The 12,744-nt window shown below is 36.8% G+C and carries 15 protein-coding genes; 9 read left to right on the top strand and 6 right to left on the bottom strand.

Going from position 1 to position 12,744, the window contains the following annotated elements; genetic code table 11:
• Positions 1-38: 38 nt before the first annotated feature.
• The 4 genes from dapF (at position 39) to ACR9EA_RS13065 (ending at position 3,291) form a co-directional block, all read left to right on the top strand.
• Positions 39-818, top strand: a complete 780-nt coding sequence (gene dapF / locus ACR9EA_RS13080; protein WP_435133855.1) for a diaminopimelate epimerase — start codon at positions 39-41, stop codon at positions 816-818.
• Positions 812-1,354, top strand: a complete 543-nt coding sequence (locus ACR9EA_RS13075; RefSeq protein WP_435133852.1) for a GNAT family N-acetyltransferase — start codon at positions 812-814, stop codon at positions 1,352-1,354. Before dapF ends, ACR9EA_RS13075 begins: the two co-directional genes overlap by 7 nt.
• Positions 1,336-2,376, top strand: a complete 1,041-nt coding sequence (mltG, locus tag ACR9EA_RS13070; RefSeq protein WP_435133849.1) for an endolytic transglycosylase MltG — start codon at positions 1,336-1,338, stop codon at positions 2,374-2,376. Before ACR9EA_RS13075 ends, mltG begins: the two co-directional genes overlap by 19 nt.
• Positions 2,377-2,628: 252 nt before the next feature.
• Positions 2,629-3,291 (top strand): peptidoglycan-binding protein LysM, encoded by a 663-nt coding sequence (locus ACR9EA_RS13065; protein WP_435133846.1) that lies wholly within the window; start codon positions 2,629-2,631, stop codon positions 3,289-3,291.
• 3 nt (positions 3,292-3,294) lie between these two features.
• Here the strand turns inward: ACR9EA_RS13065 and ACR9EA_RS13060 are convergent, their stop codons facing one another.
• From ACR9EA_RS13060 to dnaA, 3 genes are read right to left on the bottom strand one after another with little or no spacing between them, the layout of a single operon-like run.
• A complete protein-coding gene (locus ACR9EA_RS13060) occupies positions 3,295-4,014 on the bottom strand; it encodes an SAM-dependent methyltransferase (protein ID WP_435139887.1) in 720 nt (239 codons plus the stop codon).
• A 41-nt stretch (positions 4,015-4,055) separates the two neighbouring features.
• Positions 4,056-4,508 carry a low molecular weight protein-tyrosine-phosphatase gene (locus tag ACR9EA_RS13055; RefSeq protein ID WP_435133844.1) on the bottom strand — a complete coding sequence of 151 codons (453 nt, stop codon included), beginning with the start codon at positions 4,506-4,508 and terminating at the stop codon, positions 4,056-4,058.
• A 12-nt stretch (positions 4,509-4,520) separates the two neighbouring features.
• The gene (dnaA, locus tag ACR9EA_RS13050) at positions 4,521-5,948 is read right to left on the bottom strand and encodes a chromosomal replication initiator protein DnaA (RefSeq protein WP_435133841.1); all 1,428 of its coding nucleotides are present in this window, start codon (positions 5,946-5,948) and stop codon (positions 4,521-4,523) included.
• A 184-nt stretch (positions 5,949-6,132) separates the two neighbouring features.
• Between dnaA and ACR9EA_RS13045 the strand changes: the two genes are divergently transcribed.
• Positions 6,133-6,531: an acyl-CoA thioesterase gene (locus tag ACR9EA_RS13045; RefSeq protein WP_435133838.1), complete on the top strand. Its 399-nt coding sequence runs from the start codon at positions 6,133-6,135 to the stop codon at positions 6,529-6,531.
• 2 nt (positions 6,532-6,533) lie between these two features.
• Here the strand turns inward: ACR9EA_RS13045 and ACR9EA_RS13040 are convergent, their stop codons facing one another.
• From ACR9EA_RS13040 to ribD, 3 genes are read right to left on the bottom strand one after another with little or no spacing between them, the layout of a single operon-like run.
• On the bottom strand, positions 6,534-7,142 hold the full coding sequence (locus ACR9EA_RS13040; protein WP_435133835.1) for an IMPACT family protein: 609 nt from the start codon (positions 7,140-7,142) through the stop codon (positions 6,534-6,536).
• 5 nt (positions 7,143-7,147) lie between these two features.
• Positions 7,148-7,762, bottom strand: a complete 615-nt coding sequence (locus ACR9EA_RS13035) for an HAD family hydrolase (RefSeq protein ID WP_435133832.1) — start codon at positions 7,760-7,762, stop codon at positions 7,148-7,150.
• Entirely contained in the window at positions 7,755-8,759 is a 1,005-nt protein-coding gene (gene ribD / locus ACR9EA_RS13030) for a bifunctional diaminohydroxyphosphoribosylaminopyrimidine deaminase/5-amino-6-(5-phosphoribosylamino)uracil reductase RibD (protein ID WP_435133829.1), read from the bottom strand. The genes ACR9EA_RS13035 and ribD overlap by 8 nt, the downstream gene beginning before the upstream one ends.
• 27 nt (positions 8,760-8,786) lie before the next feature.
• On the opposite strand from ribD, the gene ACR9EA_RS13025 reads away from it, so the two are divergent.
• Genes ACR9EA_RS13025 through ligA form a run of 4 tightly spaced genes read left to right on the top strand, consistent with a single transcriptional unit; the run spans position 8,787 to position 12,712 of the window.
• Positions 8,787-9,269 (top strand): GNAT family N-acetyltransferase, encoded by a 483-nt coding sequence (locus ACR9EA_RS13025; RefSeq protein ID WP_435133826.1) that lies wholly within the window; start codon positions 8,787-8,789, stop codon positions 9,267-9,269.
• Entirely contained in the window at positions 9,266-10,138 is an 873-nt protein-coding gene (prmC, locus tag ACR9EA_RS13020) for a peptide chain release factor N(5)-glutamine methyltransferase (protein ID WP_435133823.1), read from the top strand. Before ACR9EA_RS13025 ends, prmC begins: the two co-directional genes overlap by 4 nt.
• A complete protein-coding gene (locus ACR9EA_RS13015) occupies positions 10,135-10,716 on the top strand; it encodes a TIGR00730 family Rossman fold protein (protein WP_435133820.1) in 582 nt (193 codons plus the stop codon). The genes prmC and ACR9EA_RS13015 overlap by 4 nt, the downstream gene beginning before the upstream one ends.
• A 1-nt stretch (position 10,717) precedes the next feature.
• Positions 10,718-12,712 (top strand): NAD-dependent DNA ligase LigA, encoded by a 1,995-nt coding sequence (ligA, locus tag ACR9EA_RS13010; protein WP_435133817.1) that lies wholly within the window; start codon positions 10,718-10,720, stop codon positions 12,710-12,712.
• The last annotated feature ends 32 nt before the right edge of the window (positions 12,713-12,744 follow it).

The raw sequence follows: 12,744 nt of genomic DNA, 5'->3' as shown, positions 1-12,744 counted from the left end.
GAAAAAAACAGCCAAATATTGCTATCTTTGCGCGTAATATGAAACATACTTTTTATAAATATCAGGGAACAGGGAATGATTTTGTAATGATTGACAATCGTGAAAATACATTCGATAAACACGATACAAAACGTATTCATTTTCTTTGCGACCGTCGTTTTGGTATTGGTGCCGATGGATTAATCTTATTGGAAAATCACCCTAGTGCAGATTTTAGAATGGTGTATTTTAATGCCGATGGCAACGAAAGTACAATGTGTGGTAACGGCGGGCGTTGCATTTCTCAATTTGCTAAAGACTTAGGGGTAATTGGTAACAAAGCGACTTTTGAAGCTATAGACGGTATGCACCATGTGGTTTTTGAAGATAGTTTGGTGAAATTACAAATGCAGGATGTTCAAACTGTAGAGCAACAAGAAAATCATGTTTTTTTAAATACAGGTTCCCCTCATCATGTGCAATTTGAAGCTGATATAGAAACTTTCGATATTAAAACCAAAGGCCGAGAAATACGCCATGGAGCGCCCTATTTTGAAGCGGGAACAAACGTTAATTTTGTAAAAAAATTAAACGACGATACTTTTAGGGTGCGCACTTACGAACGCGGTGTGGAAGACGAAACTTTGTCTTGCGGTACTGGGGTAACAGCAGTGGCTATAGCTATGCATTATTTAGGCGAAACTCAAGCTGAGACCATAAATTTAGAGGTAGAAGGTGGACAATTAAAAGTCGCTTTTACACCGCAATCCAAACATTATAATAATGTATGGTTAATCGGTCCGGCAACTCAGGTGTTTAAAGGAGAAATGGCATGGTAACCTTGCAAGGCGAATTTGTTTACTTGCGTGCTTTAGAGCCCGAAGACCTTGAGTTTATTTATCAGGTTGAAAACGACGAGTCGTTATGGGAATTAAGTCATACGCAAACGCCTTATTCCAGATATTTAATTAAGGAGTATTTAGAGCATGCTCATAAAGATATATTCGAAGTTAAACAATTGCGCCTTGTTATTTGCACAAACGACCATGAGGTAATTGGACTTATAGATGTGTTTGATTTCGATTTTAAAAATAGAAAAGCTGGTGTTGGTATTTTAATAAAACATCAAGGGCATCGCGGTAAAGGTTTGGGACGCGAGGCTTTGTCTCTGCTGGTTAATTATTGTTTTACCCACCTTCATTTGCATCAATTATATTGTAATATTTCCGAAGATAATCAAGCTAGTATTGGATTGTTTACGGCTATGGGCTTCGAAAAAATTGGCTTAAAAAAAGACTGGAGCCTAGTAAATGGCGTATATAAAAACGAATATCTTTTTCAACGTATAAACACTTCATGTATATCAAAAAAATAATTATAGCCATTGCGCTTATAGGACTTGTTGTTGCTGCTTTTTTTGCACATTATGTGTATTCTGTAATGTTTAAACCGAATACCAATTTCAATAATCAAACAGCTTATATTTATGTGCCAACGGGAGCGACCTATCAAGATGTTAGAGAGCAATTAAAGCCGTTGCTAAAGGATATCGGTGATTTCGATGCCTTGGCAGAACAGAAACAGTACACTACAAATATTAAAGCAGGTAAATTTGGTATTGAAAAGGGCATGAATAACAATGCGATTATTAATTCTATTAGAAGTAATAATATACCTATTACCGTAGCGTTTAACAATCAAGAACGTATAGATAAGTTGGCGGGCAGAATTGCAACACAAATAGAAGCCGATAGTTTAAGTTTGCTTACAGCTTTTAACGATTCGTTGTTTTTAAACACCAATCAATTTACTAAAGCAACACAGTTGGGCATGTTTATCCCTAATAGCTATGAGTTTTTTTGGAATACATCGGCAGAGCAGTTTAGAGACAGAATGTTAACCGAGTATAATCGCTTTTGGAATGCAAATCGCGAAGCGCAAGCAAAAGCAATTGGATTGTCTAAAAATGAAGTAATGACTTTGGCGTCTATAGTGCATGAAGAATCTAAACAGGCTTCGGAGCAACCTCGTATAGCCGGTGTATATTTAAATCGGTTGAAAGTGGGTATGCCTCTACAGGCCGATCCGACATTAAAATTTGCCGCCTACCAAATGCCAGAATATAAAGACACCATTATTAAGCGCGTTTTAAATAAACATAAATTAATCGTCTCTCCTTATAATACATATTTATATACCGGTTTACCTCCGGGACCAATAGCTATGCCAGATATTTCGGCTATTGATGCTGTTTTGCATGCCGAAAAGCATGGCTACTATTATTTTGCTGCCGACCCTGAGCGATTAGGGTATCATAAATTTGCCAAAAATTTAACGGCTCATAACGCCAATGCAAGAGCTTATCAAAACTACTTAAATAAGCAAGGTATTCGTTAACTTCTGTTAAATTTTTCTTTTTTTAGTTGATTTAACGTGGGAATTAACCTTCTTTTTCGCGTTAGATTATCGGCTGATTTCTTTGTTAACTTGTACGTAACGAGTGCGATAAAAGGGTGGAAATACACTTAATCGATTAATTTTCAGATTAATAAAAAAAGTTGTATATTTGCAAGCTCAAATTTTTAAGCCGTTTAAAAGGTTTTTCGAAAACGTTTTTGAACACAATAAGGCTTAAAGAAATAAAAATGTATGATAAAAAATATTGGAGGTTATTTCATTGTAATTCTTGCAATATGTTCTTTGGCTTTTTACTCGTTTACTTCGGAAGAAACCGTAGAAGCTGGGAATTATTCTACTCAGGGTTTAGCATTAAATTATACTGTTAATCCTGAAATTTTTGAAACAGAAGCGTCTGATTTAAGCAATCTAGAACGCACATTTTCTCCAGACTTAGGGAAATCTTTTATTGGTTTTAAAGAAGCATTAGGGTTTAAAGAGTCGAGAAATGATTATTTTACAGTAAACAGTCATGGGTATTTAGGTAAATACCAATTTGGCAAGGAGACTTTAAAAATGATTGGAATTCATAATCCTGTTCAGTTTTTAAATAATCCGGAATTGCAAGAAAAGGCGTTTTTAGCAAATGCCGAGCGTAACAAGTGGATTTTACGTAGAGACATTAAGCGTTTTGTTGGTAAAACCATTAATGGCGTAGAAATTACAGAGTCTGGAATTTTGGCCGCGGCACATTTGTCTGGGCCAGGAAGTGTAAAAAAATACTTGAGAAGTAATGGCGCAGTAAGTTTTTCTGATGCTTTTGGAACTTCGATAGAGTATTACATGAAGAAATTCTCGGGTTACGACACGTCGTTTGTTAAGCCTAATAAAAAAGCTAAGGTTAAAAAAGCATAACGCTTAGTGTTTGTGAATGATAAAGATTGAAGGCCTTTTATGAAGGTCTTCAGTATTTTTACGCCATTCCGAAGCGGTTTTGGTTTTTATAAATTCGCTAGGGAGTGTAATATCGCAAGCAATACAAACCAAGGTGCTTGGGCTAAGGGTGTTGCAAATATCATCAAGCATTTTATTGTTTCTGTAAGGCGTTTCAATAAAAATTTGAGATTGATTATGGTCAGACGAAAGGCGTTCTAAACGTTTAAGTTCGTGTTTGCGCTCATGCTTGTCTATTGGCAAATATCCGTTAAAAGCAAAGCCTTGTCCGTTCATTCCCGAGCTCATTAGTGCAAGTAATATAGACGATGGCCCTACTAAGGGAACAACCTGTATGTTTTGTAAGTGTGCTATTTTTACAATATCAGAGCCTGGATCGGCTACACTTGGGCATCCTGCTTCAGAGAGTAAACCTACGTCAATACCTTGTAAACAAGGCTCTAGAAAGGTAGGTAAGTCGCTTGCTTCGGTAAATTTGTTTAAATGAAATATTTTTAGGCTAGGTTGTGCTTTTTCAGGTGTTATTTTTTTTATGAACCGTCTGGCAGTCTTTTCGTTTTCCACAATAAAAGTGTTAAGGTGTTCTATTGTGTTTTTTATAGAAATGGGTAAAACTTCTAACGGATTGGCGTTGTCGCCTAGCGTTGTCGGTATAAGATATAATTTTCCTAAAGCGTTTTGCATCATGATTATTGCGTGTTAAGCCTAGTTAAAATACGTTGGTTTTACTCCAAGTGTTCTGCAATGTTAGAGCAAGCTTCGTCTAACATTTTGTAGACATTTTCGAAACCTTGTTCCCCACCGTGGTAAGGATCTGGTACGTCGTAATTTTGATTAGGATATACTTCGTTTAAAATAAGTTTAACCTTGTTTTTGTCTTCGTCATGTCGCGCAAGATGTAAAATATCTCTGTAATTCGAGGTGTCCATGGCGTAAATAATATCGAAATCATCAAAATCTTTAACGGTAAATTGCCGTCCCATCAGGTTCGAAATATTAATACCATATTTTTTTGCCACCGCTATAGATCGTCTGTCTGGATTGGAGCCAATATGGTAACTGCTGGTGCCGGCAGAATCTATAACATAACTATCGTAGGGTAATTTAGATCTTAAAATACCTTCGGCCAATGGAGATCGGCAAATATTTCCAAGGCAAACCATTAGTATTTTAGTCATAACAAAAGTGTATTAAATAGAGAGTTTTTTGGTAATGTCTTCTACGTATTTTTTAAATTGCTTGTCAGTAGTCGATAAATTATCAACAGTTTTGCAAGCGTGTAATACAGTTGCATGATCTCGTTTTCCTATTTGCGAACCTATACTTGCTAGTGATGCTTTTGTATATTTTTTTGCGAAAAACATAGCGAGCTGTCTGGCTTGTACAATATGGCGTTTTCGGGTTTTAGATTGTAGGGTGTCTACATTCATTTGGAAATAATCCGAAACCACTTTTTGTATGTAATCTATAGATACTTCGCGTTTGGTGTTTTTTACAAATTTTTCGACAATTTGCTTAGCGAGATCTAAGGTGATTTCCTTTTTATTGAAAGACGATTGTGCAATTAACGAAATGATAGCGCCTTCTAATTCCCTTACATTGGTTTTAATATTTTTAGCAACATAATCTACAATCTCTTCTGGCATATCAACGCCATCTCTGTAAAGTTTGTTGTTAAGTATCGAGATGCGGGTTTCGTAATCTGGACTTTGTAATTCTGCAGAAAGTCCCCATTTAAAACGAGATAACAAACGTTGCTCGATATCTTGCATATCAACAGGTGCTTTGTCGCTTGTTAAGATAACTTGTTTGCCGTTTTGATGTAAATGGTTGAAGATGTGGAAAAATACATCTTGCGTACCTGATTTTCCAGATAAAAACTGAACGTCGTCTATAATCAAGACATCTATAATCTGATAGAAATGAATGAAATCATTTCTATTATTTTTCTTAACAGAGTCGATGTATTGTTGGGTGAATTTCTCGGCAGAAATATAAAGTACCGTTTTTTCTGGGTATTTATCTTTTATTTCAACCCCAATAGCGTGTGCTAAATGGGTTTTTCCTAAACCAACACCACCAAAAATTAAAAGCGGATTGAACGAAGTGCCTCCTGGTTTGGCTGCAACAGCTAACCCTGCGCTTCTGGCTAGGCGGTTAGAGTCGCCTTCCAAGAAGTTTTCGAAACTATAATTAGGGTTTAATTGCGATTCTATTTTAACATTTCTAATGCCAGGAATAATAAACGGATTGCGTAATTCTGGATTTTTGTTGTTAAGCGGAATGTCGACGTCTTGGGCCTTTACTGGCGTTCTGCTAGAACTAGGAATGCGCTCTGTAAACGGTTGTTTGTTGCCGTATGTGTTTTCCATTTTTATAATGTAAACAAGTTTGGCTTTGGCTCCTAATTCTTTGGTTAACGCAACTTTTAAAATTTTAACGTAATGTTCTTCTAGCCACTCATAGAAAAATTTACTCGGTACTTGAATGCTTAATGCATTGTCCGTTAATTTTACTGCGACGATCGGTTCAAACCAGGTTTTGTATGCTTGCGGTTGAATGTTATCTTTTATGAATTCTAGACAATTATTCCATACCGATTGCGCAGTTACACTCATTATTTTTTAAAAGATTTTTGTTAGTAAAAGTTGTTGGAGAAAACGAAATTATCTCCTGATTATTGGTATGACAAATATGTGAACAAAAATCTTAAAAAAAAAATACGTAGCTATTGAATTTTTAGATTTTTTTCCTCATGTTTAACATGTTTCCGAAGCTACAAAAAAATATTTAAACTTAGTTATGAAATTCGACGAAATACAAATAAGAGTAAGATATGGCGAAACCGATCAAATGGGGGTTGTACATCATGGTAATTACGCGTTATACCTAGAAATGGCGCGGACTGAGTGGTTGCGGGCCTTAGGTATTTCGTATAAAGAAATGGAAGACAAAGGTATTATGTTGCCAGTAATTTCTATGAGTTTAAATTACAAAAAATCAGCTTTTTATGATGAGGTTATTACCGTAAAAACAATATTAAAAGAACGTCCTGGAGTTAAGATAGATTTTGACTTTGAAATTACAAATGAAGCTGGCGAAATTATCGTTTTAGCTAATACTGTTTTAGCATTTATGAACAAAGAAACCAAGCGCCCAATGCGTTGTCCGAATTATATATTAGACTTAATGCCTGTGTAATCTTACAGCTGCTTAATGGTAACTTCAAAAAGCGTGTCGAAAAGATTAAAAATGGCTTCAGCGTCTTTTTTTCTAACAGCTATTGTTAGCTCGCAATGCAATTCTAATTTCTGATTAATTACATCGAGTTGCTTTTCTTTTATAATACGCATTACCTTATTCATATTCTTATAATCGAATACAATTAGGTAATTGTTTGTTATAATGCGTTCTATAATTTTTGAAGCTTCTAAACTTAGTTGAGCCGAAGTTTTGTAAGCGCTAATTAAACCGCCAACACCCAGTTTTACACCGCCAAAATAGCGTACAACAACAACGAGAACATTCGTGACCTCGAACGATTGTATTTGGCCATAAATTGGCATGCCTGCCGAATTGTTGGGTTCGCCATCGTCGTTTGCTCTGTAAGTAATGGTTTCGGTGCCAAGTTGGTAAGCGTAGCACCAATGCCTTGCCGAATGGTGTTGTTTTTTTATTTGCTCTAAATGTTCTTTTACTTCGTCTTCGGAACTTACGGGAAACGCATAGCCAAAAAATTTGCTGTTCTTTTCTTTAAACAACGTTTCTTCCGAGGGTTGTGCTAGTGTTTTGTATGTGTCTTGTATTTCCAAAAAAATTAGCTAAATAATTCTTCTTTAGTTTTGAAAAGTGTAGTTACGTCTTCGGTTGCTGGATTAATATTCCAAGTGTGTATACCTAGTTTTTGTGCTGCGTCTGTATTTTCTGTGGTGTCGTCAACAAAGAGAGTTTCATCAGCCTTTAGATTGTTTTCGTTTAAAACAAATTCGTAAATATTGGCATTGGGTTTTCTAAGGTGAATTTCGTGCGACAAATAAAAGAGATCAAAATAACTTTTAAATTCGTTAAAAAACGGCACATAACTTTTTACAAATTCTATATGAAGGTCGTTCGTGTTACTTAATAAAATAAGTTTATAGGCATTGCTTTCCGATAATTCTTTTAAAAATTCTAAACGATGGTGCGGGAAATCTTTTAAAATGGCATTCCAGATATCTAAAATTTTTTCAGTTGAATGTTCGGGGAAAGTAGTGTTGTAGAAATTTAGAAATTCGGTATTGCTAATAAGCCCCATTTCGTATTGTTCGTTAATACGAAGCATGTCGTCGGTAAAGTTTTCAAGCTTAAATTGATGTAAAGCGAGTTCTAGAGCGCCAACTTTGTCTAGGTTAATAAATACGTCTCCAAAGTCGAATATTATGGTTTTAATCATTGCTGAAATATTTTAAGGTATCGTTTAAAATGTGTTGTTTTGAAATTAATGTGCCTATAAAGGTTGGTGCTTTTGTGCCGTCTTCAAAAAAGTTGTTTCCGTAAAAAACGCGAGCTTCATCCCATAAATTTTCGTTTATAAAGGTTTGAAGCGTTTTGGTGCCGCCTTCAATAATTACCGATGTAATGTTTTGTTGGTGTAACTGCTCGCAAATTTGGCTGGCAATCGGGTTGCCAAAATTTAAATGTTCTGGGGTAAACACAATGGTTTTGGCTTCGTTGTTAAATACCGAAGCTGTTTTAGGTAGGTTGTCGTGTTTGTCTAATACTATTCGTGTTGGGTGTTGTCCTGCCCAATCACGAACCGTTAAACTCGGGTTGTCTTTTATAACGGTGTTGCCGCCAACTAAAATAGCTTGTTCTTCGGCGCGCCATTTATGAACCAATTGTCTGGAGTAAGGGTTGGTTATCCAAACTGGTTTTTGTTCCTTTTTAGTTTTAGGCGCAATAAAACCATTGGCGGACTCCGCCCATTTTAAAATAATATAGGGGCGTTTTTTATTATGGAATGTGAAAAAACGTTTGTGGTGCTGTTTGCATTCCTGTTCTAAAATACCAACTGTAACCTGGCAACCTGCAGCTTTTAATTTTTTAATGCCTTGTCCAGCGACAAGCGAATTATCGTCTATTGTGCCAATAATCACTTTTGGAATCTGGTGTTTAATAATTAAATCGCTACACGGCGGTGTCTTCCCAAAATGCGAACAGGGCTCTAAAGTCACATAAAGTGTGGCTTCTTTTAATAGCACTTTGTTGTTAACCGACCCTATTGCATTTACTTCGGCATGTGGACCGCCGTAAGGACTGGTGAAACCTTCTCCGATAATTAAATTGTTATGTACAATTACACAGCCTACCATAGGGTTTGGTCTGGTAGTGCCAAGACCGTTTTTGGCAATTTCTATACAGCGTTTTATATATTTTTCATGTATCTTCACGTCACAAAAATAAGATTAAAAATGGGGATGAGCCATGTTGAGATACGAGAAATTCAACAAGAAGATAATCAGCACATCGCAAATGTAATTCGAGAAGTTTTAGTTGAATCTGGAGCGCCTAAAGTTGGAACAGCTTACGAAGATGAAGCCCTAAACGATATGTTTAAGACGTACAGTGGCTTTAAATGTGCTTATTTTGTGGTGGTAGAAGATGGTGCGGTTGTTGGTGGCGCAGGCGTTGGGCCATTAGAAAACGAGCCCGAAACTTGCGAATTGCAAAAAATGTATTTTTTAAAATCGGCCAGAGGTCGTGGTTTAGGACAACGAATGATGCAAATTTGTTTAGGCAAAGCTAAAACGCTTGGTTACAAAAAGTGTTATTTGGAAACCTTACCTTATATGCAAGCAGCCACCAAATTGTATACACAGAATGGCTTTAAAAATTTAGAAAAGCCTTTAGGGAAAACAGGACATTATTCGTGTAATGTATGGATGATTAAAACCTTATGAAATTAAAAGCAATACAACAGGATTTTCATAAAGCCTTAGATGCCGATTATGATAAAGAAGAGGTCGATCAATTCTTTTTTATGATTTGCGATTATTATTTTAATGTCAAACGTATCACTTTGGCTATTCAACCAGATTATGCCATTAGTGAGGACGAGGCAGAGCTTGTGTTTCAGGCTTTAGAAGCTTTAAAAAGGCACGAGCCTATTCAATATCTTTTAAAAACAACCGAGTTTTTTGGTTTAACGTTTCAGGTTAATAATCAGGTGTTAATTCCAAGACCTGAAACCGAAGAGTTGGTGGCTTGGATTATAGAATCTAAATTAGAAGAGATAAAAGCGCCTTTAAGAATATTGGATATCGGTACGGGAAGTGGTTGCATAGCAACAGCCTTAGCTAAACATTTTGAGCATGCCGAAGTGTTTGGGGTAGATATTAGTGAAGAAGCCATAAAGGTCGCGCAGCGTAATGCGGAGATTAATAACGTGTCGGTGCGTTTTATTCAGTCCGATATTTTAACTGTAGATCCAACGATAATTGCCGACTTTGCTTTGCCTTTCGATATTATTGTGTCCAATCCGCCGTATGTTCGCGAGATGGAAAAACAACAAATGAAACCAAACGTTTTAAATCACGAACCCCATTTAGCCCTGTTTGTAGATGATGCTAATCCGTTAAAGTTTTATAAGGCCATTACAGATTTGGCAACCAAAACTTTAGTAGAGGGAGGACTATTGTTTTTTGAAATAAACGAATATTTAGGCAACGATATGGTGGCTTTGTTATTGGAACATAAATTTAAAGACGTGGCTTTACGGCGAGACATGTTTAAACGAAATAGAATGATAAAAGGAGTGCAAAACAAATGAAATCTATAGCTGTATTTTGTGGTTCTAGTAGCGGAACCGATTCTGAAATTTTAGAAACATCGTATCTCTTGGGAGAAACTTTAGCAAAGCGTAATATTACTTTGGTTTATGGCGCATCGCAATTAGGGATTATGGGCGAAGTGGCTCGTGGCGTTTTAGATGCTAATGGGCAGGTTTTAGGAATAATCCCTCACTTTTTAAAAACAAAAGAAATTGTGCATCCTAGTTTGTCGGAGTTGATTGTTACTCAAAACATGCACGATCGGAAAGTGCAAATGTACGATAAGTCCGATGGATTTATAATGCTACCTGGAGGTTTCGGAACGATGGATGAGTTTTTCGAGATTACCACATGGGGGCAGTTGGGACTTCACACTAAACCCATCGGAATTCTAAATATCAATGGGTATTTCGATCATTTGTTAGCATATTGTAACGCTATGGTTACACGCGGATTTTTAAAACAAGACCATTTAAATGCTGTGGTAGTAGATGATACAATTGAAGGGCTTTTAGAAAAAATGAAACACTACAAACCATTGCCAGCTCCGCAATGGTTAAATAAAGAACGATTATAAAATGACTATAGAGGCGCAAATACAAGAGTTAAGAAACGAGTTAAATGCTTATAATTACAAGTATTATGTTTTAGATGAAAGCGATATTAGTGATTTTGAGTTCGACATGAAGCTTAAAACACTTCAGGAGCTAGAGGCTAAACACCCTGAGTTTTTCGATGCAAATTCGCCAACGCAGCGTGTTGGCGGTGCTGTCACTAAAAGTTTTAATACGGTAGTGCACGATTATCGCATGTATTCTTTAGATAATTCATATTCTAAAGAGGATTTATTGGCTTGGGAGCAACGCATTAAAAAAATGGTCGATGGTCCTGTTAGCTATACTTGCGAATTGAAGTACGACGGGGCATCTATAAGCATCACTTATGAAAATGGGCAACTGTTAAAAGCTGTAACACGAGGCGATGGTGTACAAGGCGATGAGGTGACGGCAAATGTGAAAACTATAAAATCGGTGCCTTTGCAGTTAACTGGTGATTATCCTGAGCGATTTGATATTCGTGGCGAAATTATTTTGCCGTTTGATGGTTTTAACAAAATGAACGAGTCACGTATAGAAATTGGCGAAGAACCTTACAGGAATCCTAGAAATACAGCTTCGGGAAGTTTAAAACTGCAAGATAGCAGCGAGGTTGCTAAGCGCCCGCTAGAGTGTTTGTTGTATAATATTATAGGGAGTAATTTAAATATTACATCGCAAATAGAGAGTTTAGAAAAAGCAAGAGCTTGGGGGTTTAAAGTGCCAAAGGCTGCTAAATTGGCGAGTTCTATAGATGAGGTTTTCGAATTTATAAATTATTGGGGCACACATCGTCACGATTTGCCCTACGAAACCGATGGTGTAGTTATTAAGGTTAATAGTTTTCAGCAGCAAGACGAATTGGGGCATACGGCTAAGGCGCCACGCTGGGCTATGGCTTATAAGTTTAAGGCAGAGCAAGTGTCTACCAGACTTAACGAAATCACATATCAAGTGGGGAGAACAGGAGCGATAACGCCTGTGGCCAATTTAGAACCTGTAGAATTGGCAGGAACCACGGTTAAGCGGGCATCGTTGCATAACGCCGACCAGATTGCGAAATTAGATATTCGTGAAGGCGATGAGGTTTATGTAGAAAAAGGCGGTGAAATTATCCCGAAAATTATTGCGGTCGATTTCACTAAACGTCCAACAGATTCTATCCCTACACAATATATTACCCATTGCCCCGAATGTGGTACAGAATTGGTTAGGCAAGAGGGCGAGGCACAACATTACTGCCCAAACTACAATGGATGCAAACCACAAATTGTGGGGCGCATTCAGCATTTTATTTCTCGTAAAGCGATGGATATTGATGGTTTAGGAGGCGAAACCGTAGCGCTTTTGGTTAATGCTAATCTTATTCAAAATTATTCCGATTTGTATGCTTTGAAAAAGGAGGATGTATTGCCTTTAGAGCGTATGGCTGAAAAAAGTGCCGATAATTTAATACAAGGTATCGAGCAGTCTAAACAAGTGCCTTTCGAGCGTGTATTGTATGCATTGGGTATTCGTTATGTGGGCGAAACCGTGGCTAAAAAATTGGTTAAGCATTTTAAGAGTATTGAAGCCATTGCGCAAGCTTCGGAAGAGACTTTGGTTAATGTTGATGAAATTGGTGTTAAGATAGCAGAAAGTGTTGTGGCCTTTTTTCAATCCGAAGAAAACAATCGCATTATAGCGCGTTTAAAATCCTTTGGAGTTGCGTTGCAGATTTCGGAAGATGCTTTGGCAAATCAAACCGATACTTTAGTAGGGAATACTTTTGTGGTCTCGGGCGTATTCTCATCGGTGTCTAGAGACGAGCTTAAAAAATTAATTGAAGATCATGGCGGGAAAGTAGGGAGTTCTATTTCGTCTAAAACCAGTTATTTGGTGGCGGGCGATAAAATGGGGCCAAGTAAACGTACAAAAGCCGAGCAATTAAATATACCTGTAATTACAGAAGAAGAATTCCTGAATATGATAAAATAATTGCATCTTATTTTAAAATTTTTATTTTTGAA

Source organism: Formosa sp. A9 (assembly GCF_051200825.1).
In the GTDB taxonomy this organism is placed as follows: Bacteria; Bacteroidota; Bacteroidia; order Flavobacteriales; family Flavobacteriaceae; genus Formosa.
This window is presented reverse-complemented; position numbering and strand designations above follow the sequence as displayed.

What these genes read in the sequence shown, in the direction of transcription:
- dapF (WP_435133855.1), top strand. Translation starts at nt 39, where the DNA reads ATGAAACATACTTTTTATAAATATCAGGGAACAGGGAATGATTTTGTA.
- ACR9EA_RS13065 (WP_435133846.1), top strand. Translation starts at nt 2,629, where the DNA reads ATGATAAAAAATATTGGAGGTTATTTCATTGTAATTCTTGCAATATGT.
- ACR9EA_RS13035 (WP_435133832.1), bottom strand. Translation starts at nt 7,762, where the DNA reads ATGATTAAAACCATAATATTCGACTTTGGAGACGTATTTATTAACCTA.
- ACR9EA_RS13075 (WP_435133852.1), top strand. Translation starts at nt 812, where the DNA reads ATGGTAACCTTGCAAGGCGAATTTGTTTACTTGCGTGCTTTAGAGCCC.
- mltG (WP_435133849.1), top strand. Translation starts at nt 1,336, where the DNA reads ATGTATATCAAAAAAATAATTATAGCCATTGCGCTTATAGGACTTGTT.
- dnaA (WP_435133841.1), bottom strand. Translation starts at nt 5,948, where the DNA reads ATGAGTGTAACTGCGCAATCGGTATGGAATAATTGTCTAGAATTCATA.
- ACR9EA_RS13025 (WP_435133826.1), top strand. Translation starts at nt 8,787, where the DNA reads ATGAGCCATGTTGAGATACGAGAAATTCAACAAGAAGATAATCAGCAC.
- ligA (WP_435133817.1), top strand. Translation starts at nt 10,718, where the DNA reads ATGACTATAGAGGCGCAAATACAAGAGTTAAGAAACGAGTTAAATGCT.
- ACR9EA_RS13060 (WP_435139887.1), bottom strand. Translation starts at nt 4,014, where the DNA reads ATGCAAAACGCTTTAGGAAAATTATATCTTATACCGACAACGCTAGGC.
- ACR9EA_RS13015 (WP_435133820.1), top strand. Translation starts at nt 10,135, where the DNA reads ATGAAATCTATAGCTGTATTTTGTGGTTCTAGTAGCGGAACCGATTCT.
- ACR9EA_RS13055 (WP_435133844.1), bottom strand. Translation starts at nt 4,508, where the DNA reads ATGACTAAAATACTAATGGTTTGCCTTGGAAATATTTGCCGATCTCCA.
- prmC (WP_435133823.1), top strand. Translation starts at nt 9,266, where the DNA reads ATGAAATTAAAAGCAATACAACAGGATTTTCATAAAGCCTTAGATGCC.
- ACR9EA_RS13045 (WP_435133838.1), top strand. Translation starts at nt 6,133, where the DNA reads ATGAAATTCGACGAAATACAAATAAGAGTAAGATATGGCGAAACCGAT.